General features: G+C 62.5%; 20 protein-coding genes. 10 read left to right on the top strand and 10 right to left on the bottom strand.

Features of this window, described 5'->3' with window-relative positions:
• Positions 1-185 precede the first annotated feature (185 nt).
• Positions 186-1388: an MFS transporter gene (locus tag LOY52_RS23900; protein ID WP_258676462.1), complete on the bottom strand. Its 1203-nt coding sequence runs from the start codon at positions 1386-1388 to the stop codon at positions 186-188.
• A 340-nt stretch (positions 1389-1728) separates the two neighbouring features.
• Between LOY52_RS23900 and LOY52_RS23895 the strand changes: the two genes are divergently transcribed.
• Positions 1729-3822: a mechanosensitive ion channel family protein gene (locus LOY52_RS23895; protein ID WP_258676458.1), complete on the top strand. Its 2094-nt coding sequence runs from the start codon at positions 1729-1731 to the stop codon at positions 3820-3822.
• A 115-nt stretch (positions 3823-3937) separates the two neighbouring features.
• Here the strand turns inward: LOY52_RS23895 and LOY52_RS23890 are convergent, their stop codons facing one another.
• A complete protein-coding gene (locus LOY52_RS23890) occupies positions 3938-8371 on the bottom strand; it encodes a DEAD/DEAH box helicase (RefSeq protein WP_258676441.1) in 4434 nt (1477 codons plus the stop codon).
• 241 nt (positions 8372-8612) lie between these two features.
• Here LOY52_RS23890 and LOY52_RS23885 point away from each other — a divergent pair, with 241 nt between their 5' ends.
• Together LOY52_RS23885 and LOY52_RS23880 are read left to right on the top strand one after the other, a co-directional pair.
• Positions 8613-9497, top strand: coding sequence for a sugar nucleotide-binding protein (locus tag LOY52_RS23885; protein WP_027612945.1), 885 nt, complete (start codon positions 8613-8615; stop codon positions 9495-9497).
• The gene (locus LOY52_RS23880; RefSeq protein ID WP_258676429.1) at positions 9490-10419 is read left to right on the top strand and encodes an NAD-dependent epimerase/dehydratase family protein; all 930 of its coding nucleotides are present in this window, start codon (positions 9490-9492) and stop codon (positions 10417-10419) included. Before LOY52_RS23885 ends, LOY52_RS23880 begins: the two co-directional genes overlap by 8 nt.
• A gap of 251 nt (positions 10420-10670) precedes the next feature.
• Here LOY52_RS23880 and LOY52_RS23875 read toward each other — a convergent pair whose 3' ends face one another.
• From LOY52_RS23875 to LOY52_RS23855, 5 genes are all read right to left on the bottom strand, one after another.
• Positions 10671-11369 carry an OmpW family protein gene (locus LOY52_RS23875; protein WP_258676426.1) on the bottom strand — a complete coding sequence of 233 codons (699 nt, stop codon included), beginning with the start codon at positions 11367-11369 and terminating at the stop codon, positions 10671-10673.
• 195 nt (positions 11370-11564) lie between these two features.
• Complete coding sequence (locus LOY52_RS23870) at positions 11565-12083, bottom strand: DUF3299 domain-containing protein (RefSeq protein WP_115986895.1); 519 nt, start codon at positions 12081-12083, stop codon at positions 11565-11567.
• A gap of 11 nt (positions 12084-12094) precedes the next feature.
• Positions 12095-13360, bottom strand: a complete 1266-nt coding sequence (locus LOY52_RS23865; RefSeq protein ID WP_225136464.1) for an ABC transporter permease — start codon at positions 13358-13360, stop codon at positions 12095-12097.
• A 1-nt stretch (position 13361) separates the two neighbouring features.
• Positions 13362-14072, bottom strand: a complete 711-nt coding sequence (locus tag LOY52_RS23860; protein ID WP_258676422.1) for an ABC transporter ATP-binding protein — start codon at positions 14070-14072, stop codon at positions 13362-13364.
• A 133-nt stretch (positions 14073-14205) separates the two neighbouring features.
• Positions 14206-14808 carry a DUF2796 domain-containing protein gene (locus tag LOY52_RS23855; RefSeq protein WP_258676420.1) on the bottom strand — a complete coding sequence of 201 codons (603 nt, stop codon included), beginning with the start codon at positions 14806-14808 and terminating at the stop codon, positions 14206-14208.
• 135 nt (positions 14809-14943) lie between these two features.
• Between LOY52_RS23855 and LOY52_RS23850 the strand changes: the two genes are divergently transcribed.
• Positions 14944-15303: a hypothetical protein gene (locus tag LOY52_RS23850; RefSeq protein ID WP_258676416.1), complete on the top strand. Its 360-nt coding sequence runs from the start codon at positions 14944-14946 to the stop codon at positions 15301-15303.
• A 110-nt stretch (positions 15304-15413) separates the two neighbouring features.
• Here the strand turns inward: LOY52_RS23850 and trxA are convergent, their stop codons facing one another.
• The 3 genes from trxA to LOY52_RS23835 all read right to left on the bottom strand — a co-directional run bounded on the left by trxA (position 15414) and on the right by LOY52_RS23835 (position 17574).
• On the bottom strand, positions 15414-16286 hold the full coding sequence (gene trxA, locus LOY52_RS23845; protein WP_258676414.1) for a thioredoxin: 873 nt from the start codon (positions 16284-16286) through the stop codon (positions 15414-15416).
• A 170-nt stretch (positions 16287-16456) separates the two neighbouring features.
• Positions 16457-17113 (bottom strand): methyltransferase, encoded by a 657-nt coding sequence (locus LOY52_RS23840; protein ID WP_258676403.1) that lies wholly within the window; start codon positions 17111-17113, stop codon positions 16457-16459.
• Positions 17110-17574: a hypothetical protein gene (locus LOY52_RS23835; protein ID WP_258676401.1), complete on the bottom strand. Its 465-nt coding sequence runs from the start codon at positions 17572-17574 to the stop codon at positions 17110-17112. The genes LOY52_RS23840 and LOY52_RS23835 overlap by 4 nt, the downstream gene beginning before the upstream one ends.
• A gap of 127 nt (positions 17575-17701) precedes the next feature.
• Between LOY52_RS23835 and nrdR the strand changes: the two genes are divergently transcribed.
• The 6 genes from nrdR (at position 17702) to nusB (ending at position 22338) form a co-directional block, all read left to right on the top strand.
• Positions 17702-18166: a transcriptional regulator NrdR gene (nrdR, locus tag LOY52_RS23830; RefSeq protein WP_003228656.1), complete on the top strand. Its 465-nt coding sequence runs from the start codon at positions 17702-17704 to the stop codon at positions 18164-18166.
• Entirely contained in the window at positions 18163-19296 is a 1134-nt protein-coding gene (gene ribD / locus LOY52_RS23825) for a bifunctional diaminohydroxyphosphoribosylaminopyrimidine deaminase/5-amino-6-(5-phosphoribosylamino)uracil reductase RibD (RefSeq protein ID WP_258676398.1), read from the top strand. Before nrdR ends, ribD begins: the two co-directional genes overlap by 4 nt.
• A gap of 47 nt (positions 19297-19343) precedes the next feature.
• Positions 19344-20009 (top strand): riboflavin synthase, encoded by a 666-nt coding sequence (locus tag LOY52_RS23820; RefSeq protein WP_085633561.1) that lies wholly within the window; start codon positions 19344-19346, stop codon positions 20007-20009.
• Between the two features lie 16 nt (positions 20010-20025).
• Positions 20026-21117 (top strand): bifunctional 3,4-dihydroxy-2-butanone-4-phosphate synthase/GTP cyclohydrolase II, encoded by a 1092-nt coding sequence (ribBA, locus tag LOY52_RS23815; protein ID WP_007966103.1) that lies wholly within the window; start codon positions 20026-20028, stop codon positions 21115-21117.
• Positions 21118-21364: 247 nt separating this feature from the next.
• Complete coding sequence (gene ribE, locus LOY52_RS23810; protein ID WP_003228649.1) at positions 21365-21841, top strand: 6,7-dimethyl-8-ribityllumazine synthase; 477 nt, start codon at positions 21365-21367, stop codon at positions 21839-21841.
• Positions 21838-22338 carry a transcription antitermination factor NusB gene (gene nusB / locus LOY52_RS23805; protein WP_258676396.1) on the top strand — a complete coding sequence of 167 codons (501 nt, stop codon included), beginning with the start codon at positions 21838-21840 and terminating at the stop codon, positions 22336-22338. The genes ribE and nusB overlap by 4 nt, the downstream gene beginning before the upstream one ends.
• Positions 22339-22340: the final 2 nt, after the last annotated feature.

Genomic DNA, 22340 nt, shown 5'->3' with positions numbered 1-22340 from the left:
TCAGTCCTCGTACAGCCTGTGTCTGTTGATGACTGTGGGCGGTTCGTGAAAGTTTCGATGGCGTTACGGACGGTAGTCTGTAGGAGCTGCCGGAGGCTGCGATCTTTTGATGTTGCTTTTCAAGATCAAAAGATCGCAGCCTCCGGCAGCTCCTACAGAGGGATATCATTGAGACAGATATTTGATCAGTGGCCGGTGACGACTCGTGAAGTGCTTTCGGCATAGGTCGGACCAAGGCGATCCAGTCGCCCGCTCCATGCGGTCAGCGCCAACGCCAGCAACACCACCAGCCCGCCGATCCACGCCGTGTGAATCAGGCCCAGATGCTCGACAATCAGTCCGCCGCCCCACGCACCGCCGGCAATCCCGAGGTTGAACGCGGCAATGTTCAGCCCCGATGCCACGTCCACTGCCTGCGGTGTGTGATGTTCAGCCTGACGCACCACATACACCTGCAGCCCCGGCACGTTGCCGAACGCTACCGCGCCCCACACCAGCACCGTGGCCAGCGCCAGCCATGGATTGGCTGCGGTAAAGGTCAGTACGAACAGCACGGCGGCGAGCAGGGCAAAGATGATTTTCAAGGCATTGATCGGCCCGCGCTTGTCCGCCAGTTTACCGCCCCAGATGTTGCCGAAGGCCACCGACACGCCGTACACCAGCAACACCAGGCTGACGGTGCCGGCGCTGAAGCCGGAGATGTCTTGCAGGATCGGCGCGAGGAAGGTGAAGGCGATGAACGAGCCGCCGTATCCGATCGCGGTCATCGCGTACACCAGCAGCAGACGCGGTTGTTTCAGCACTCGCAGTTGCTGCAGCAAGGATGCCGGTTTGCTGTGAGCAATGTTGTTCGGCACATACAGCAGACTGCCGATGAAGGCGATCACACCCAGCGCCGAGACGGCGAGGAAGGTTTCCCGCCAGCCGAAATGCTGACCGATGAACGTGCCCAGCGGCACGCCGGTGACCAACGCCACGGTGAGTCCGGTGAACATTATGGCAATCGCGCTGGCGGCTTTTTCCTTGGGCACCAGGCTGGTGGCGATGGTCGAGCCGATGGAGAAGAACACCCCGTGGGCCAGACCCGTGACGATTCGCGCCAGCACCAGCGATTCATAACCCGGCGCCATCCAGGCCAGCAGGTTGCCGAGGGTGAACAGCACCATCAGCGACAGCAGCAACAATTTGCGCGGGACTTTGCCGGTGAGGGCGGTCAGCACCGGCGCGCCAATGGCGACGCCCAGTGCATACAGACTGACCAGCAGCCCGGCGGACGGCAGACTGACGCCGAGATCGGCGCCGATGGTGGGCAACAGGCCAACGATGACGAACTCGGTCGTCCCGATGGCGAATGCGCTGAGTGTCAGCGCGAGCAAGGCAATGGGCATGACAGCACTCCGATAGAGGTTTTGAATGGAGCGCAGTGTCGGGGTTTGGGTTGTGCGGAAAAATACGGTACTGGGCATTTGATATTTGCTGCTGGCGCAAATATCCAGCTACTGCCGTGAACCCTGTAGTGAGGGGATTCATCCCCGATGGGTTGCGAAGCAACCCTAAACCGGTCTCCCGATGTCCAGAAGGTGTGAAAGTCGAGCGTTTACGACTGCTGCGCAGCCGATCGGGGATGAATCCCCTCGCCACAGGGGAAGGGTTAATGAGGCAAAAACCGAACTTGTCCGTCATTCACCGATCAGTTCCTTACAGGTTCAGCCAAGAGGGATCGGAGTTTTGATCAAGTTCAGGATCGCCATTTTGCTTGGAGCGCTGCTGTTTCTCGGCGCCAGCGAACTCGAAGCCGCCACGCTGCCGGGTGTTCCGGCCGCTGCTGAAGAACCGGCCAAACCCGAGCCGATTGTGCAGGGTGGTCTGCTCGGCGCGATCAGTTCGAGCATCGACGACGTGCAGGACAAACTCGATCTCAATGAACATCTGGTCGACGCCTGGCGTCTGCGTGCCGACCGTGCGGCGGACGAAGTCGACAAACTGGTCAATCAGCCGTCGAACCGATCCGGCTGGAGCGTCGCCGGGGATTTCCTGATGTTGTCCGGCGTGTGGCTTGGCGCCTTCGCGCTGCTCACGGTGCTCGGCAGCCTGCTGGCCAGGCGGCTGAGTCAGGGCCGTTGGCTGCGCACCCGCCAGCGCAGTCAGGATCTGGCGGGTTACCTGCTGCCGTACACCGTGCCGGCGCTGATCTGCCTGCCGCTGACGCTGTACGTCAGCCACTTTCTGCAAGCCTCGGTCGGCCGGGCGCTGGCGCTGTGTTTTGCCTACGCCACCAGCAGCGGGATTTTCTCCACCTCGATGCTGTTGTGTGTGGTGGTGATGTTCAATGTCGGGCACAAACGGCCGGCCGCGCGGATCATCCGCAACTACTGCCCGAAACCGCTGTTCCTGATCGGCTTTCTCGCCGCCCTCAGTGATGCGTTGACCAGCCCACAGATCGCCCGTCAGTTGGGCGGCAACATTACCAGCAGCGTTGCGGTGTTCACCGGGCTGATCGCCTCGATCATCTTCGGTCTGCTGGTGATTCGCCTGCGTCGGCCAGTGGCGCATCTGATTCGCAACCGACCGCTGGCGCAACGTCTGAAACAGCCGTCGTTGCAGGAGTCGCTGCGGATTTTCTCCGGGCTCTGGTACTGGCCGATCGTGCTGATGGTGCTGGTTTCGGCGGTCAATCTGATCGGCATCGGTGAGGACAATCAGAAGGCCCTGCGCTGTGCGCTGTTCACCACGGTGCTGCTGATCGGCACGGTGTTCCTCAGCACCATCCTCCAGCACCTGTTCAAGTCACGAAAAGCCGAAGCGATCCAGCGCAGCAGCGCCTACAAGGAGCGCTTTCTCAGCCTGTTGCACGCGTTGCTGCGGATCGTCATTGCGATTGCCTTCATCGATATTCTCGGGCGGATCTGGGGCGTTTCACTGCTTGATTTCGCTCAGAGCAGCACGATCGGCCGGGCGATCAGCAACGCGTTGAGCAGCATCGGCCTGATCTTCCTCGTCACCTGGCTGTTGTGGGTGGTGCTCGACACGGCGATTCAGGAAGCGTTGAAACCACCGGTGAGCAAACGCTCGTCGCGCCAGCCCAGCACCCGGGTGAAAACCATCCTGCCGCTGCTGCGCAATGCGATCAAAATCATCCTGGTGGTGATCTGCGCGATCACCACCATGGCCAACCTCGGCATCAACGTTGCGCCGCTGTTGGCCGGTGCCGGGGTGGTCGGTCTGGCGATCGGTTTCGGTTCGCAGCAACTGGTGCAGGACGTGATCACCGGGCTGTTCATCATCATCGAAGACACCCTGTCGATCGGCGACTGGGTGGTGCTTGATTCCGGGCACGCCGGCACCGTCGAAGGCCTGACCATCCGCACCCTGCGTCTGCGTGACGGCAAGGGTTTTGTGCACTCGGTGCCGTTCGGCCAGATCAAGGCAGTGACCAACCAATCACGCCAGTTTGCCTACGCGTTTTTCTCGGTGCAGTTCACTTACGACACCGATGTCGACAAGGCCATCGAGCTGATCCGCGAGACCGGCGATTCGATCCGCGAAGACCCGTTCCTCAAGTACAACCTGCAAGGGCCGCTGGATGTGTTCGGGGTGGACCGGATGGACCTGAACGGGGTGGTCCTGACGGCGCAGTTCCGTACCGTGTCGGGCGGGCAGTATGCGGTGAGCAGGGCGTTCAATCAGCGTTTGAAAAAGCTTGTGGATAACAGTCCTGACGTGCATTTCGCGCAGACTTATCCACAGCAGATTTTGTTGCCCAAGCGGCAGGGTGAGAAGGAGCTGTTGGCGAGCGAGGCGCCACAGGAATCGCGGACCTAAGGCGGGTTTCTGGATAGGGCTACTGGCCCTTTCGCGAGCAGGCTCGCTCCCACAGGTGGAAGGCGCTCAAACTGTGGGAGCGAGCCTGCTCGCGAAGGCGTCAGTTCAGCTCACATCAATGCCGGATCAGCTTGCTGCGCACCTGTTCCATGGTGATCTGATCCAGCTCGGTCCAGAACACCTGCTTGCCGGCAATCTCGGCAGCAACCGGCACCCCATCGCGATACACCAACCGATTACTCACCAACGCTGGCACCTTCGCTCCCGGTAACAATGTCCCCGCCAGATTCAACGGATCCACCCCGCACACCGCGATCAAGCTGCCGTCATGCGCCCGCCGCCGCACTTCGCGCAACAACGGAATCGCCTCCGGCAGGGCAAACTGTTCCCCCGCCAGACCACTGACAAAGCGCCCGCCGCGAATCTCGCCACGGGCCTCCAGCCGATGAAACGTGCGCAGCAATTCGCGCCAGCTCGGCAGCCAATCCGCCTCGCGCTCCAGCAGGCGCCAGAACACTACGCCATAGCGGCGCAGCAACGTCATGGCGACATGTTCGAGGGTTTCGGGTGACGCCATCTGACCGCTTTCCACCTGTGGCCCGCGCCGCAACAACGCCCAGCGTCCGGCATCGTCCATGCCGCCGATAAACGCTCCACGTCCGCGACGACTGCTGCGTTGCTGGCGCTTGCTCGGCGGGGTAATCAGCGCGCGCAAACCGGCGAAGCTGTCAGCATTCACCAGGCCGGCGCCAACCAGTTCCTGCAAGGCGATTTCCAGCTCAGTGCGCAGCAGGTGCGCCTCGTGGATCAACTCATCGAAAAACAACGCGCCGTGCTGACTCAGCGCCTCATAAACCTTTTGCGTTTTCGCTGACAGTTCGCTGACCGGCGTCTGTTCGGCCAGCGCACTCCACAGCCCGACCTGACTGCGCGGCAACAGCACAATCGGCGTACTGCGCAACGCCGTGCCGCTGACTTTTTGCCGGGCGCTGAGGCGCGTCCACACCAGTTTGCCGTTGCGGCACAGGTCATCCAGCCAGCTCGGCGAATAGTCTTTCAGGCGCGCCGGGAGAATGTCGCTGTCCCACGCGGAGGCCGCTGCCGGGTAACCTTCGAACTGGCCGACAATCGCCGGCAACACCGCGCTGCCCTGACCGCGCGTAGCGGGGGACAGAAGCTGCCAGTCGAACAGAAAACGCATGAAATCCTGCAACGCCACCGGCTCGATTTCCCGGCGCAGACGCTTGACCGTGTAGCGATGAATGCGCGCCAGCAGATGCCGTTCGCACCATTCTTCAACGGCTACACCCGGAGTGAAATGACCGCGCAGCACATAGCCTTCGCGCTCCAGTTGCGCGAGGGCCTGATTGACCTGCGGTATCGGCAACGCGAGTGGTTCGGCAATGGCGGCTAACGGCAGCGGACCGAAGGCGCCAAGTCGGGCGCGGATCACTTCGATCAATGCGTCATCGAACGTCCAGATATCATCAAACCCGGGCAGCGCTGCTTGCGGCGGTTGCAACGTGGCCTGTGGATAAAGCGCTTGCAGACACGTCAGGCGCTCTCGCGCCAGCCACAACGAGCCAGGCCGTGGATGTGTAGTGACTGTGAGGCCGTCTTCGCGAGCAGGCTCGCTCCCACAGTTGACTGTGTTCCAACTGGCGGAACGCGGTTGAATGTGGGAGCGAGCCTGCTCGCGAAGCTTTTCTTTTGCCGTTACTGGCGGAACGGCCAAGCGGCAGGCGCGACCGCTCGCAGTCAGCGCGTCAAGCCATTCGCGCCAGTGTTCGCCAGCCTGAACTTCAAGGTCGCTGATGCACGCCAGGCTCATCAGCGCCTCGTGCATTTCATCGACGTTGGCCGGCGTCGGCCACGCTTCCTCGCGCACCGCGTTGATGGCGTCGGCGTCCAGCGCACCGAGATCATCGGTGGACTGCGGATCGCTCCAGCGCCGGTTGATCACCGCTTGGGTGCGACGTTCCTCCAGCGGTGCATCGTCGAGAAAGCTGTACGGCCGTGCGCTGAGAATTTCTGCCGCCAGCGGTGACGGAGCCGGCAGATCGCGGCTGATCAATCGCACCTCGCCGCGCTCCATGCGCCGCAGCAGATTGAGCCAGCCGTCGCTGTCCATGGCCTCGTGCAGGCAATCGTCGAGAGTCTGTTCAATCAGCGGATGCTCGGGAATTTCCCGTTCACCGGCGAGGTTTTCCAGGCAGGCGATCTGATCGGGAAATACGCTGGCAATCAGGTCTTCGCTTTTCATCCGCTGCAACTGCGGCGCGACTTTGCGCCCGCCGGTAAAACGCGGCAATGCCAGCGCCACCCCGGCATTCCAGCGCCAGCGCACGCCGAACAACGGCGCGTCGAGAATCGCCTGAATCAGCATGTGTTCGGCGCTGTTGCTGTGCAGATATCGCCAGACGTCATCCAGTTCGAAACTGTGGCTGGTGGACAGCGACAATACGATCGCGTCTTCGCTGGCAGCGGCCTGCAACTCGAAGTTGAAGGTGCGACAGAAACGCTTGCGCAGCGCGAGGCCCCAGGCGCGGTTGATGCGGCTGCCGAAGGGTGAATGGATGATCAGTTGCGTGCCGCCGGATTCATCGAAAAACCGCTCCATCAACAGCGTGTCCTGCGAGGGCAGGGCGCTGAGGGTCAGGCGAGCGCGGGCGAGATAGTCCACCAGTTGTTCGGCACTGGCGCGGTTCAGGCCGAGGGTTGCGATCAGCCAGTCGAGCGCCGGTTGCAGATCGCCGGGGCTGGCGCCGAGCAGCTCGTCGAGGGTCGCCTGCAGGCGCGCCACCGCCGCAGACAATTCATCGCTGCGCCCCGGCGCTTCGCCGAGCCAGAACGGAATGGTCGGCGGCTGACCCTGGGCGTCCTCGACCCGCACCTTGCCGGTTTCCACCCGCAGGATCCGGTAGGAGGTGTTGCCGAGCTGGAAAATGTCGCCCGCGATGCTTTCCACGGCAAAGTCTTCGTTGACGCTGCCGATGTTCAGACCTTGCGGTTCCAGCAGCACGCTGTAGTCGGCGTTGTCGGGGATGGTGCCGCCGCTGGTCACGGCGGTCAGTTGCGCGCCACGGCGACCACGCAGAGTGCGGCTGACGGCGTCGCGGTGCAGGTAGGCGCTGCGGATGCCCTGACGACCGTTGTAGCCTTCGGCGAGCATCGTCAGCAGCGCCTGATAGTGTTTTTCGTCGAGATCGCGGTAGGGCGAGGCTTTGCGGAACAGCGCCAGCAGCGCGTCTTCCGCCCATTCCCGGCAACTGACTTCGGCGATGATCTGCTGCGCGAGTACATCCAGTGGCGCTTGGGGAATGTGCAGGGTGTCGAGTTCGCCACGGCGCACGCAGTCGAGCAGGGCGGCGCATTCAATCAGGTCGTCACGGGTGGTGGCGAACAAGCGGCCCTTGGGTGTGCCGCCGACCTGGTGCCCGGAGCGCCCGACTCTTTGCAGAAACCCGGCAATCGAACGCGGCGAGGATATTTGGCAGACCAGATCGACTTCGCCGATATCGATGCCCAATTCCAGCGAGGCGGTGGCGATCAGCACTTGCAGTTCGCCGCGCTTGAGCCGCTGTTCGGCGTCGAGGCGAAACTCCTTGGCCAGGCTGCCGTGATGCGCAGCCACCGCGTGTTTGCCCAGACGTTCGCTGAGATGTCGGCTGAGGCGTTCGGCCAAGCGCCGGGTGTTGACGAAAATCAGTGTGGTGCGGTGTTCGCGGGCCAGTTCGGCGAGCCGGTCATAAACCAATTCCCAGACATCGTTGGCCATCACTGCCGACAACGGCACCGGCGGCACCTCGATGCCCAGATCCCGTGGCCGGGCGTGGCCGATGTCGATGATCTCGCAAGGGCGATCGGTGCCGACCAGAAACCGCGCCACGGCAGCGATCGGCTTTTGCGTGGCGGACAAACCGATGCGGGTCAAGGGTTCGGCACACAGCGCCTGCAGGCGTTCGAGGCTCAGCGCCAGGTGACTGCCGCGTTTGCCGGCCGCGATGGCATGGATCTCGTCGATGATCACCGTGCGTGTGCTGCCGAGCATTTTGCGTCCGGACTCGGAGCCGAGCAGCACGTACAGCGATTCCGGGGTGGTCACCAGAATGTGCGGCGCACTTTTGCGCATGGCGGCGCGGTCTTTTTGCGGGGTGTCGCCGGTGCGCACCGCCGTGGTGATCTGCAATTCCGGCAGGCCCAACTGGCGCAACTGCTCGGTGATTCCCGCCAGCGGATTTTGCAGGTTGATGCGGATGTCGTTGGACAACGCCTTGAGCGGTGAAACGTAGACCACCAGGGTTTCGTCGGGCAGGCCGTCGGGGTTTTCCAGGCCCCGGTGGACGAGGTCGTCGAGCACCGCGAGAAACGCGGTGAGGGTTTTACCGGAGCCGGTGGGCGCGGCGATCAGTGTCGAGCGGCGCTGGCGGATCAACGGCCATGCGCGGGCCTGGGCGGCGGTGACCGTCGCGAAGGTGCTGCTGAACCAGGCGCTGACGGCGGGATGGAAGCCCGCCAGGGCCGCGTCCTTGGGGATGGGCAGATTCATGCTCAAGTTATGCGGGTGAGGGCGGCAAGATGCAAGTACCGCTCGGGATCTGCAGTGGCTGACAGGGCTTCATCGCGAGCAGGCCAGTTGATTCAGCACAATTCCCGGCGATCTACACTTTACGGGTGACGGTTGCGCACTAAACCCGCAAAATGCAACGATTCCGGCAATTATCGACGACGGGTGTCACCAGCACCGTCGCTAAAGCCATCGTTCCAATCAGACTGGGCCTGCTGACTCTATGCGAATGCGCCTTATGTTACTGGGCGGCGGAAATGCCCTTGGGCAGGCGCTGATTCGCCTCGGTGCGGAAGAAGACATCGGTTTCCTCGCCCCCCGCCCGCCAGAAGACGGCTGGGATGCCGCGAGCCTGACGCAACTGCTCGACGATACCCGTCCGGATGCGTTGATCAACCTCGCCTACTATTTCGACTGGTTCCAGGCCGAGACTGTCAGCGAAAGCCGTCTGGCCGGCCAGGAACGCGCCATCGAGCGACTGGCCGAGCTGTGCCAGCACCACAACATCATCCTCGTGCAGCCTTCCAGCTATCGGGTGTTCGACGGTTCGCGGGCGACCGCCTACAGCGAAAAAGACGAGCCGGTGCCGCTGGGCCTGCGCGGGCAGGCGCTGTGGCGCATCGAGCAAAGTGTCCGCGCCACCTGCCCGCAGCACGTGCTGCTGCGCTTCGGCTGGCTGCTCGATGACAGCCCTGAAGGCACCCTCGGACGTTTCCTCGCCCGCGCCGAACAACCGGACGAATTGCTCATGGCCGATGATCGCCGGGGCAATCCGACCCCGGTGGATGACGCGGCACGGGTGATCATTTCGGTGCTCAAGCAACTCGACTGCGCGGCGCCGCTATGGGGCACTTACCATTACGCCGGCCACGAAGCGACCACGCCGCTGGCGCTCGGTCAGGCGATTCTGACCGAGGCACGCAGCCTGCATCAGTTGGCAATCGAAGCTCCAACCGCTCAGGCCCATGCCGCGCGGCCGGACGCCGCCGAGGAGCCGCAACACGCGGTACTCGCCTGCAAGAAAATTCTGCACACTTTCGGGATCAAGCCCCGCGCCTGGCGCGCCGCACTCCCGGCTTTACTGGATAGGTTTTATCGTCATGGCTGAAGGCCCTGTTTTAATCACCGGCGGTGCCGGTTTCATCGGCTCGCACCTGACTGACGCGTTGCTCGCCACCGGCCATTCGGTGCGGATTCTCGATGATCTGTCGACCGGCAAACGCGCCAACCTGCCACTGGATAACCCGCAGGTCGAACTGATCGTCGGTGACGTCGCCGATGCCGCGCTGGTTGCGCAGGCGATGCAGGGCTGCAGCGCTGTCGCGCATCTGGCGGCGGTGGCCTCGGTGCAGGCGTCGGTGGACGATCCGGTGAAGACGCACCAGAGCAATTTCATCGGCACCCTGAATGTCTGCGAAGCCATGCGCCAGGCCGGGGTCAAGCGCGTGCTCTACGCATCGAGCGCGGCGGTTTACGGCAACAACGGCGAAGGCGAGTCGATCGACGAAGACACGCCAAAAGCCCCGCTGACCCCTTACGCCTCGGACAAACTGGCCGGCGAGCACTACTTCGATTTCTACCGTCGCCAGCATGGCCTGGAACCGGTGATCTTCCGCTTCTTCAACATCTTCGGCCCACGCCAGGATCCGTCCTCGCCGTACTCCGGGGTCATCAGCATTTTCAGCGAGCGGGCGCAGAAAGGCCTGCCGATCACCGTGTTCGGCGATGGCGAGCAGACGCGCGATTTCCTCTATGTCGAGGATCTGGTCGATGTGCTGGTGCAGGCAATCGACAAGCCTGAAGTGGAAGTGGGCGCGATGAACGTCGGCTGGAACCAGGCGATGAACCTCAAGCAGATGCTGCAAGCGCTGCAGGAAGTGGTCGGCGAGCTGCCGCCGGTCAGCTACGGCCCGGCGCGCTCCGGCGACATCCGCCATTCGCGGGCGAACAACGCGCGTTTGCTGCAACGCTTCAAGCTGCCCGAGCCGACGCCGATGCGTGTGGGGCTGGCGCGGCTGCTGGGACGCTAAATCGAAAAAACAAAAAAGGCGCCTTTGCAGGCGCCTTTTTTGTGGGCGGGGTATCGCTTTGACGCTCGGTGCAATCCCTGTGGCGAGGGAGCTTGCTCCCGCTCGACTGCGCAGCAGTCGCAAATTCAGTCAACGCGGTTTTTCTGAAGCACCGCTTTTGCCTTGTTCAGGGCTGCTTCGCAGCCCAGCGGGAGCAAGCTCCCTCGCCACATTAGCCCGCATTCACCACCACGCGAATGTTCGACTGTTGCTTAGAACTTGTAGCCCAGACCCACCATGTACACAAACGGATCGACATCGACATTCACCTTGGCACGGGTGCCCGGCGCCACCGCGTTGTTCTCGACAGTCGCGCGGGTGTCGATGTCGATGTAGCGCACCTGGGCGTTGAGCATGATGTTGTCGGTCAGCATGTAGTCAGCGCCGACCTGCCAGGCCAGGCCCCAGGAGTTCTTCGCCTTGAAGTTGTCGAAGCCGTTGGATTGGGCTTCGCTGCCGACGTGCTCGTCGTAGATCCAGGTGTAGTTGATGCCGCCGCCGATGTACGGCTGGAATGGCGACTTCGCATCCAGCGGGTAGTACACGACGCTGAGGGTTGGCGGCAGGTGTTTCAGGGTGCCGAGTTTGCCGTTGGCGGCTGGCAGCGCAGTGCCTTTGATTTTTACGTCATGCTCGAACGGCGAGGCCGCCAGCAACTCGATCCCGATGTTATTGGTCAGCATGTAGGCGAAGTTCAGACCCAATTGGGTGTCGCTGCTCATGGTCGCCTTGCCGCCCAGGTTGGTGCCGCTCAACGGACCCTGATCGACCTTGACGCTTGAGCTGTCGGCCTTCGGGTTGACGGTGATCGCACCGGCGCGGACGATGATGTCGCCGGCTTCGTGGGCGTGGGCGAGCGGGGCTGCGAGCGCGAGGGCAAACAGCGAGGCGCTGAGCAAGGACTTGTTCATGGGGGCTCCAGAAGGACGTTAAAAGTTTCTGATGTCCTATGGTATTAAGCCAACTGATACGGTCTTTTGACTCAGCTCAATGAAACAGTGATGCCCCCAAAAGATCGCAGCCTTCGGCAGCTCCTACAGTTGAAATGCGATCCCCTGTAGGAGCTGCCGGAGGCTGCGATCTTTTGACTTTGAAACTGCCGGAATTCACTCCGGCAGCTCATACACATAAATCTTGTCCGCCGCCATCTGATACCCGGCATCGGCCAGTTCGCTGCTGGACGCCTTGACCTGCAACGGTCCCTCGACCCAGTACGGCTGATACAGCTCATCGAGCTTCACACCCAACTCGCTTTTCACATGCACGATCTGGTTCGATGGCGGTGGTGGCACGTGGATGCAGGCGCCGAAGTACGGCACCAGCAGGAAGTCGGTGGTGCGTCCTTCTTCGTTGACCTCCAGCGGCACGATGTAGCCCGGCAGGCGGATGTTCTGCCCGTCGAGACTCTGCACCACCGGCGCGTTGGGCATGTCCTGTTTGGCGGCTGGCGCCGACTCGGCGGACAGCGCATCACTCATTTTCGACATGTCGTGCAACGGCGTCATGTTCGGCACTTCCGGCGCGGCGTCCGGCGGGATCATCTCCGACCAGGTCAGGTCTTTCGGCGCCGCTGCCCACACGGGCAGGGCAACCAGCAACAGCAGCGCGAGTACGGCGCGGGGCATGGTGAACATCCTCATAAACGGATCGACAGGCCATCGGCCAATGATTGGCGATACGCGCGCCAGGCCGGCACGCTGCCCATCAGCAGCGCGGCCGCCAGAATGCCACCGAGCAGCGTCCATTCATACTCGCTCGGCCACGCCAGTGGCAGATACAAACCGTAATTGGCCTGCACATACCCCTGCGCGGCGGCGATGCCGATGTACAGCAAGGCCAGTCCTGCGATCACCCCGGTCAGCGCCAGGGCAAAGGCTTCCAGCACCAGCAGGCTCGCGATGTGCCACGGCCGCGCGCCGACCGAGCGCAGGATCGCCATTTCGCGACGACGCTCGTTGAGGCTGGTGAGAATCGCCGTAAGCATGCCGATCAACCCGGTCAGCACCACGAACAGCGAGACCACGAACAGCGCCTTTTCAGCGGTACTCATCAGGCTCCACAACTCCTGCAAGGCCACGCCCGGCAGGATCGCCAGCATCGGCTCACCACGGAATTCGTTGATTTCGCGTTGCAGGGCAAAGGTGGAAATCTTGCTGTTGAGACCGAGCATGAACGCGGTGATCGCCTGTGGCGTCAGGTCCATGTTGCGTGCCTGATCGGCGGTGATCCGGCCGTTGCCCCGGGCCGGCACGCCGTTGTGCCAGTCGATGTGAATCGCCTCCATGCCGCCGAGGCTGATGTGCAACGTGCGATCTACCGGCGTGCCGGTGCGCTTGAGAATGCCGACCACGGTGAACGGTTTGTCATCGTGCTTGACCAGGCTGATAGCCGCCACACCATGGGCCAGCACCAGTTGGTCGCCGAGCTTGTAATGCAACGCTTCGGCGACTTCGGCACCGAGCACCACTTCGAACGGATCGCTGGCAAACGCCCGGCCATCGGCCAGTTCCAGGTGCTGCTGGCGCCCGTATTGGTAATGCTCGAAATAGGCTTCGGTGGTGCCCATCACCCGGTAGCCGCGATGTGAATCGCCGAGGGACATCGGGATCGCCCACTTCACTTTCGGGTTGCTGGCGAAGTGTTCGAAGCTGTCCCAGCGGATGTTGTTGGTCGCGTTGCCGATGCGGAACACCGAGTACAACAGCAGGTTCACCGAGCCGGAGCGGGCGCCGACGATCAGGTCGGTGCCGCTGATGGTGCTGGCGAAACTGGCTTTGGCCTCGGTGCGCACGCGCTCGACGGCGAGCAACAGGCACACCGACAGGGCGATCGCGAACGCGGTGAGCAGGGCGGTAAAGCGGCGGTTGGCCAGGCTGGCCATGGCCAGACGAAACAGATACATCTCAGACCTCGGCAGACGTGGCGGCGCGATTGAGTTCGGCCAGGGACAGGTGACGGTCGAACAGCGGCGCCAGGCTCTGGTCGTGGCTGACGAACAACAGGCTGGAACCGGCCTCGCGGCATTCGGCGAACAGCAAGCGAATGAAGTTTTCCCGGGCGTCGTAATCCAGCGCCGAGGTCGGTTCGTCGGCGATCACCAGTTCCGGTTGGCCGATCAACGCACGAGCGGCGGCGACCCGTTGCTGCTGACCGATCGACAGCGAGTCGGCGCGACGACCGAGGATGCTTTCATCCTTCAGGCCCAGGTGGGCGAGCAGGGTGGCGGCGGCCTGATCGACGCTGCCGTGACGCTGTTTCGCCCGCTCGGCACGCAGGTTGGAGAAGTGGCACGGCAATTCGACGTTCTCGCGTACCGAAAGAAACGGCAGCAGGTTGAATTGCTGGAAGATGTAGCCGGTGTGATCGACGCGAAAGCGGTCGCGGGCGCCGGCACCCAGTTCGGTCAGTTCCTGGCCGAGCAGGCGAATGCTGCCGCGCCCGGGTTTTTGCACGCCACCGAGCAGGCCGAGCAGGGTGGTCTTGCCACTGCCGCTCGGGCCTTTGAGGAACAGGGTTTCGCCCGGCTCCAGGCGAAACGCCGGGATGTCCAGCAGCGGCGGGTGACCGGGCCAGTTGAAGCCCAGGTCGGACAGTTCGATGAGTGCTTGGGTCATGGCACCAATTTCATGGTTGAACACATAACCCTGTAGGAGCTGCCGCAGGCTGCGATCTTTTGATCCTGTTCTTAAAGGCAAGATCAAAAGATCGCAGCCTGCGGCAGCTCCTACAGGGGATTTTTTCAGTCAATCAGAATTTCAGGGCTGCGGCCTTGGCCGTCACTTCGGTGCCTTGCTGGCCGCTCGGGCCGATCAGTTGTACCTGAATTTTCTGAGTGGCTGGGAAGGTATTGAAGACGTTCGCCAGATCCAGCGTCTTCAGAGCACCTGGTGCGGCGCAGCTGAATTGATAGTGCGCGTGGATTTCGCTGTGATCGTGGTGGTGCGCTTCACCGCCCTTGGCATCTTCGTCGTGGTCATCATCGTCATGCTCGTCGGCAGCCGGCTTGTCGCCGAACAGCGGGCTTTGCAGTTCCTGGCTGGTGACCTTGCAACCGGCGGCGGCTGGCAGGCTGAACAGCGCCAGCGGGTTTTCCAGTTTGGTGCGCGCGGCCACGACTTTGGCTTTGTCGGTGTCGCTGATGGCGGCATGTTCGAAGCCCACCAGATTCATCGCCGGGCTTTCCAGTTCCAGCTCCAGGGTCTGGCCGTCGAGTGCGGCGTTCAGTCGGCCTACACCGTGTTCGTGGGCACCGAGGCTGCCGTGCTCGTGGTCATGATCGTGCTCATCGGCAGCGTGGGCGATGGCCAGCGGCAACAGGGCAAACGGCAAAGCGAGCAGCAGACGACGCATGGCGGTCTCCGGAAAGTAAAGTGAAGAGTTTGTTATGTAATCTTATAACGAAAGTGCGCAGAGTTTGCCCGCCTGCTTGGCGTTGCACAAGTCCCGTGGGAGCATGCAGGTCAGAAATGTGCAGGAGCGATGCAGATGTTGCGGATACGCGGAACCGTCGGCGCGACGCCGGTGGATTTGACGGTGGAGCTGGATGACAGCGATTGGGCAAAGCTCGGCGCAGCCCTTGGCGCGCAGCCGCAGGGCGATCAGCCTGAAGCGGCATTGAGCACGCCGGCAGCGAAACCACTGAACCAGGACGATGCGTTGTGGCAGGTGGCGAAAGATCTGTTGCGCAAGGCCGGGCAACTCAGCGGGCCGGATTTGCTTGATCAGCTGGAAGGGCTGACCGGCAGCGCGGCGGCGGGCAAGCGCCTGCTGGTGCGCCTGCGCCACAGTTCGGATGTAAAAGTGGTGAGTGGCGGGGATACACCGCTTTACAGCTGGATCGAGTGAAAAGCAAAAGATCGCAGCCTGCGGCAGCTCCTACAGGTTCACCCATGTTTTGCGGATGAACCTGTAGGAGCTGCCGAAGGTTCGGGCCGCGATCGGACGATCTTTTGATCTTAATAAAGCGCAGCGAACACTTTACGGCGGTAGGCAGTCACCAGAGGATGATCGTTGCCCAGCAACTCAAACACCTGTAGCAAGGTCTTGTGCGGCAGACCTTCACCGTAGCTGCGATTGCGGATGAACAGCTTGAGCAAGGCCTCCAGCGCCGCTTCGTATTGCTGACGCGCCAGTTGCTGGATCGCCAGTTGATACACCGCTTCGTCGTCCTGCGGATTTTTGGCCAGACGCGCCTTGAGGTCGGCAGCATCCGGCAGATCGCGGGCCAGACCGAGGAACTTGATCTGCGCCTTGGCCCCGGCCAGTGCAGCCTTGTGCTCATCGCTCTTGACCGCGTCGAGCACGGTTTGGGCCTCGCCCAGTTCGCCGCGCTCGGTCAGGCAGCGGGCGTAGAGGATCAGCGCCTTGGCGTTGTTGTTGTCTTCGGTGAGCATGACCACCAGAGCAGCTTCTGCTTCAGCGAAACGCCCTTCATCGAACAGCGCCTGCGCCTGTTCAAACGGATCGGCGGCGGCCGGCGGCGGCATTTGCACATGCGGCTCAAGCAGCGCGCGCACCGCGGATTCCGGTTGCGCACCGGCAAAGCCGTCCACCGGTTGGCCGTCCTTGAACAGCACCACGGTCGGCAGGCTGCGGATACCGAAGCGGGCGACGATGTCCTGCTCGATGTCGCAGTTGACCTTGGCCAGCAGCAGTTCGCCCTGATAGCTCTCGGCAATGCCTTGCAGCATCGGCATCAACGCCTTGCACGGCGCACACCACTCGGCCCAGAAATCCACCAGCACCGGTTTGTTGAAGGAAGCGTCGATCACCGACTGGTCGAAATCGGCAGTCGTGGCGTCGAAGATGTACGGCGTTTGCTGACTCATGGGGGATCTCGTAAAAGCGTGGATGGGGCAACTATACGGCTTGGCGGGGTGTGGCCGGAAGCGATCAGTCTTTGAGAGGTGTGTTGCCTGCCAGGATGCTTTCGCGAGCAGGCTCGCTCCCACATTTGGAATGCGTTACCCCTGTGGGAGCGAGCCTGCTCGCGAAGCTTTTAGTCACGCCGCGCATGGTAAAGACTGACATGTCTGAACTCTTCCGGCTCCGCCAGATCCGGCAAGGTCATCGCCTCAAGCATTTCGATTCGCTCATACAACGGATGGCGAAAATCCCGAACCCGCGAATCTGCTACCAGCGCCTCGCGGCCACGGCTGAGAAACGCGTCGAGCAGCGGCAGGTTCTCGCGGTCGTAGAGCACGTCCGCCACCAGGATCAGATCGAAGCGATCAGCCTCGGCAAAGAAGTCCGTCGAATAACTCATCTGCACATCATTGAGTTCAGCGTTGGCCCGGCACGCGGTAATCGCCAGCGGATCCAGATCACAGGCCACCACTTCCAGGGCTCCTGCCTTTACCGCAGCAATCGCGGCGATCCCGGAGCCGGCGCCGAAATCCAGCACCCGCTTGCCGCGCACCCACTCGGGAAATTCCGCCAGATAGCGCGCCACCGCCAGACCGCTGGCCCAGCAGAAACTCCAATACGGCGGTTCGTGGAGGATGCGCCGGGTTTCGTCCGGGCTGAATTCACGATCCATGTTGTCGCCGTCGATCAGCCACAGCTGCAAATCGGTGCCCGGTAAAGCACAGGCCTTGAGCCGCGCATCACCGAGCAATTCACCCAACGCCTGTTGCAGGTCGAGCGGTACGGTCATGGTGCTTTGACAAATTGCAGTTGGCCCAGCGCCTGAGTGGTCGGCTGGGTGATGGTTTGCGACGGCAGGTGCAGGATCAACTGGCCCGACTGCGTGGCACGACCGCGCAGCTCGACCCGTGCCCCGGCCGGAAAGGCTTCCGGATTGAAGCGCAGGCGAAACGGCAGGATCTGGTTGTTGCCGATCAGGCTGGAACTGGCGAGCAGTTGTTGCGGGCGCGACTTGTCGTCGATCACCAGCAGCGCCAGTTCGACCTCGGCCCCGGCCGGCACGCCTTGCAGGCTGCCGCTCAGTTCCCGTTGATAGGCCGGCAGCGGGCCGAGGTCAGCGGCCTCGCGGGCTTTCTTCTGCGCCTGTTGTGGTGCCGGTCCCGGTGTTGGCGGTTGCGGCTTGGGCTTGTCGCTGCCGCAGGCCACCAGCAGGGCGAAAAGACTGAGCAAAACGAGCGGTCGTAGCGACATTGGCAGCTCCAGAAAATGAAATCCGTGGATCAAACGATCATGGCAGTCTGTATACCGCAAACCCTATGGCTTGTCTTGCCACCGGGATGCGCTACCATGGCCCTCCCTTTTTTTGTTGCCAGCCACCATGCACTGTCCCTTCTGCGGTGCCAACGACACCAAGGTCATCGACTCGCGTCTGGTCGCCGAGGGCGAACAGGTGCGCCGCCGGCGTGAATGCCTGGCCTGCGGCGAACGTTTCACGACATTCGAGACGGCCGAACTGGTGTTGCCGCGCCTGATCAAAACCGACGGCAGCCGCCAACCGTTCGACGAAGAAAAGCTCCGCGCCGGTATGCAACGCGCGCTGGAGAAGCGTCCGGTGAGCGTCGAGCGCCTCGAATCCTCTCTGGTTCACATCAAGCACAAGCTGCGCGCCACCGGCGAGCGCGAGGTCAAATCCCTCGTGGTCGGCGAACTGGTGATGGCCGAGCTGCAAAAGCTCGATGAAGTGGCCTACATCCGTTTCGCTTCGGTATACCGGCGCTTCCAGGACCTTAACGAGTTCCGTGAAGAGATCGACCGCCTCGCCCGCGAACCGGTGAAAGAATGACCAGCGCCGCCGAGCAGGCGATCCTCGACGCCCACTTCATGGCACGTGCGCTGGAACTGGCGCGCAAGGGCCACTACACCACCCATCCCAATCCACGGGTTGGCTGCGTGATCGTGCGTGACGGGCAGATTGTCGGCGAGGGCTTCCACGAGCGTGCCGGCGAACCCCACGCCGAAGTCCACGCCCTGCGCGCTGCCGGTGAACTGGCTCGGGGCGCTACGGCCTACGTGACCCTTGAGCCGTGCAGCCACCATGGGCGCACGCCGCCGTGCGCCGATGCGCTGGTGAATGCCGGGGTTGCCCGGGTGGTCGCCGCGATGCGCGATCCGAATCCGCAGGTCGCCGGGCGTGGCTTGCAGCGTCTGGCTGATGCCGGCATCGCCACCGAAAGCGGCGTGCTGGAAGCCGAGGCGCGCCAGCTCAATCAAGGTTTCCTGAAACGCATGGAGCACGGCTTGCCGTTCGTGCGGGTCAAGTTGGCGATGAGTCTCGACGGTCGCACGGCGATGGAAAGTGGCGAGAGCCAGTGGATCACCGGCCCGGCCGCGCGTTCCGCCGTGCAGCGTTTGCGCGCGCAGGCGGCCGTGGTGCTGACCGGCGCCGACACCGTACTGGCCGACGGCGCGCGCCTGACCGTGCGCGCCGACGAACTGGGTCTGGATGCCGAACAAACCGCACGGGTCATGAGCCGTCCGCCGCTGCGGGTGCTGATCGACGGGCGCTTGCGAGTGCCGCTGGATGCGCCGTTCTTCAAGGCCGGCCCGGCGCTGGTCGCCACCTGCATGGCGGTCGAAGAGCAATATGCCAATGGCCCGGAATGCCTGATCGTGCCGGGTGACGACGGTCAGGTCGATCTGCATCAACTGCTCATCGAGCTGGCCAACCGTGGCGTCAACGAAGTGCTGGTCGAGGCCGGCCCGCGTCTGGCGGGCGCGTTCGCTCAGCTCGGTCTGGTCGACGAGTTCGTGATCTTCATCGCCGGCAAGTTTCTCGGCTCCACGGCGCGACCGTTGCTGGACTGGCCGCTGGCCTATATGAAGGACGCCCCCGAGCTGAAAATCACTGAAATCCGCGCGGTTGGCGATGACTGGCGAGTCACTGCGACGCCAGTCGTTTCGGCGAGCGTATAATTCCCGGCCATCGCCTTAGCGCTGGCTTCGTTCTCAAGGAGAACCCCATGTTTACCGGCATCATCGAATCCATCGGCAGTATCCGCGCACTGACCCCCAAGGGCGGTGATGTGCGGGTGCACGTCGAAACCGGCAAGCTCGACCTGAGCGACGTCAAACTCGGCGACAGCATCGCGGTCAACGGTGTGTGCCTGACGGCGGTTGAGCTGCCGGGCAACGGTTTTGCCGCTGACGTCAGCCGCGAAACCCTCGACTGCACCGCGATGAATGACCTGAAAAGCGGCAGCCCGGTCAATCTGGAAAAAGCCCTGACCCCGACCACCCGTCTCGGCGGGCATCTGGTCAGCGGTCACGTCGACGGTGTCGGCGAAGTGGTGTCGCGCAGCGACAATGCCCGCGCCGTGGAATTTCGCATTCGCGCGCCGAAAGAACTGGCCAAGTACATCGCCCATAAAGGCTCGATCACCGTCGACGGCACCAGCCTGACCGTGAACGCGGTCGATGGCGCCGAATTCCTGCTGACGATCATTCCGCACACCCTGAGCGAAACCATCATGGCGTCCTACAAGCCGGGCCGCCGGGTGAACCTGGAAGTCGACTTGCTGGCGCGTTATCTGGAGCGTTTGCTCCTCGGCGACAAGGCTGCTGAGCCAAGCGCTGGCGGCACGATCACTGAAAGCTTTCTGGCCGCCAACGGCTACCTCAAATCCTGACTGAAGGGGGTGCCTTGTGGCGCTCAATAGCATCGAAGAACTGGTTGAAGACATCCGCCAAGGCAAGATGGTCATCCTCATGGATGACGAAGACCGCGAGAACGAAGGCGACCTGATCATGGCCGCCGAATGCTGCAAGGCCGAGCACATCAACTTCATGGCCAAGCACGCCCGTGGCCTGATCTGCATGCCGATGAGCCGCGAGCGTTGCGAGCTGTTGAAGCTGCCACTGATGGCGCCACGCAACGGTTCCGGTTTCGGCACCAAGTTCACCGTATCGATCGAAGCCGCCGAAGGCGTCACCACCGGTATCTCCGCCGCCGACCGTGCGCGCACCGTGCAAGCGGCTGCGGCCAAGGACGCCAAGGCTGAAGACATTGTCAGCCCGGGCCACATCTTCCCGCTGATGGCCCAGGCCGGCGGCACCCTGGCGCGCGCTGGTCATACTGAAGCGGCCTGCGACCTGGCGCGCATGGCCGGTTTCGAACCAAGCGGCGTGATCTGCGAAGTGATGAACGACGACGGCACCATGTCCCGTCGCGCCGAGCTGGAAGCGTTTGCCGCTGAACACAACATCAAGATCGGCACCATCGCCGACCTGATTCACTACCGGATGATCCACGAACGTACCGTTCAGCGGATTGCCGAGCAGCCGCTGGACAGCGAACTGGGCCAATTCAACCTGGTGACCTATCGTGATTCGGTGGAAGGCGACGTGCACATGGCCCTGACGCTGGGCACCGTTTGTGCCGAAGAGCCGACCCTGGTTCGCGTGCACAACATGGACCCGCTGCGCGACCTGCTGATGGTCAAGCAACCGGGCCGCTGGAGCCTGCGCGCCGCGATGGCTGCGGTGGCCGAGGCCGGCAGCGGTGTGGTGCTGTTGCTCGGTCACCCGCTGGACGGCGATGTGCTGCTGGCGCATATCCGCGAAACCGCTGATCAGGCGGCGGTGAAAAAACCGACCACTTACAGCATTGTCGGTGCCGGTTCGCAGATCCTGCGTGACCTCGGTGTGCGCAAAATGCGCCTGATGTCGGCGCCAATGAAATTTAATGCGATATCCGGTTTCGATCTGGAAGTTGTAGAATACGTGCCCTCCGAATAAGACGCCGGGTTTTGGCCTCGTTGTTCGCTCAAGGCATATTTGATTTATTGTGGCGAGGGAGCTTGCTCCCGCTGGGCTGCGCAGCGGCCCCTCTTGTGGGCGCTGCGCACCCAAGCGGGAGCAAGCTCCCTCGCCACAAAGATGTGCAAGTGAACACCGAGTGCGATTTCCGACGCTGTATTCGCGGTTCAAATATCACTGAGGGATGCGTACGAAACGTGTCCCGGCTCTTTAAGAGATCTGACGAATGACCCTGAAGACCATCGAAGGTACCTTCATCGCCCCTAAAGGCCGCTACGCTCTGGTAGTGGGCCGTTTCAACAGCTTCGTGGTTGAAAGCCTGGTCAGCGGTGCAGTTGATGCCCTGGTTCGCCACGGCGTGAGCGAAAGCGACATCACCATCATCCGCGCGCCTGGCGCCTTCGAAATCCCGCTGGTTGCGCAGAAAGTCGCCCAGAAAGGCGAGTTCGCAGCCATCATCGCCCTCGGCGCGGTCATTCGTGGCGGCACTCCACACTTCGAATACGTGGCAGGCGAGTGCACCAAGGGTCTGGCCCAGGTGTCCATGGAGTTCGGCGTACCGGTCGCGTTCGGCGTCCTGACCGTGGATTCCATCGAGCAAGCCATCGAACGTTCCGGCACCAAGGCCGGCAACAAAGGTGCTGAAGCTGCCCTGTCCGCTCTGGAAATGGTCAGCCTGCTGGCGCAGTTGGAGGCCAAGTGATTAGCGACGATAGCGATCGTTTCAACCCGCGCGATCCGAAACCTGCGGATGCCGGCAAGCCATCAAAAAGCGTCAAGCGTCGCGAAGCCCGTCAGCTCGCGACTCAGGCCCTGTATCAGTGGCACATGGCCAAGGCTTCGCTGAACGAGATCGAAGCGCAGTTCCGCGTTGATAACGATTTCACCGATGTCGATGGCGCGTATTTCCGCGAAATCCTCCACGGGGTTCCGGCGATCCGCACCGAAATCGACACCGCGCTCAAGCCGTGCCTGGACATCGAAATCGAAGAGCTGGACCCGGTTGAACTGGCTGTTCTGCGCCTGTCCACCTGGGAACTGCTCAAGCGCGTCGACGTGCCGTACCGCGTGGTGATCAACGAAGGTATCGAGCTGGCCAAAGTCTTCGGTTCGACCGACGGCCACAAGTTCGTCAACGGCGTACTCGACAAGCTGGCTCCGCGCCTGCGTGAAGCTGAAGTGAAGGCGTTCAAGCGCTGATA

Source organism: Pseudomonas sp. B21-051 (genome assembly GCF_024748795.1).
In the GTDB taxonomy this organism is placed as follows: domain Bacteria; phylum Pseudomonadota; class Gammaproteobacteria; order Pseudomonadales; family Pseudomonadaceae; genus Aquipseudomonas; species Aquipseudomonas putida_A.
The sequence above is the reverse complement of the archived record's forward strand: the minus strand, read 5'-3'. Positions and strand labels throughout refer to the sequence as shown.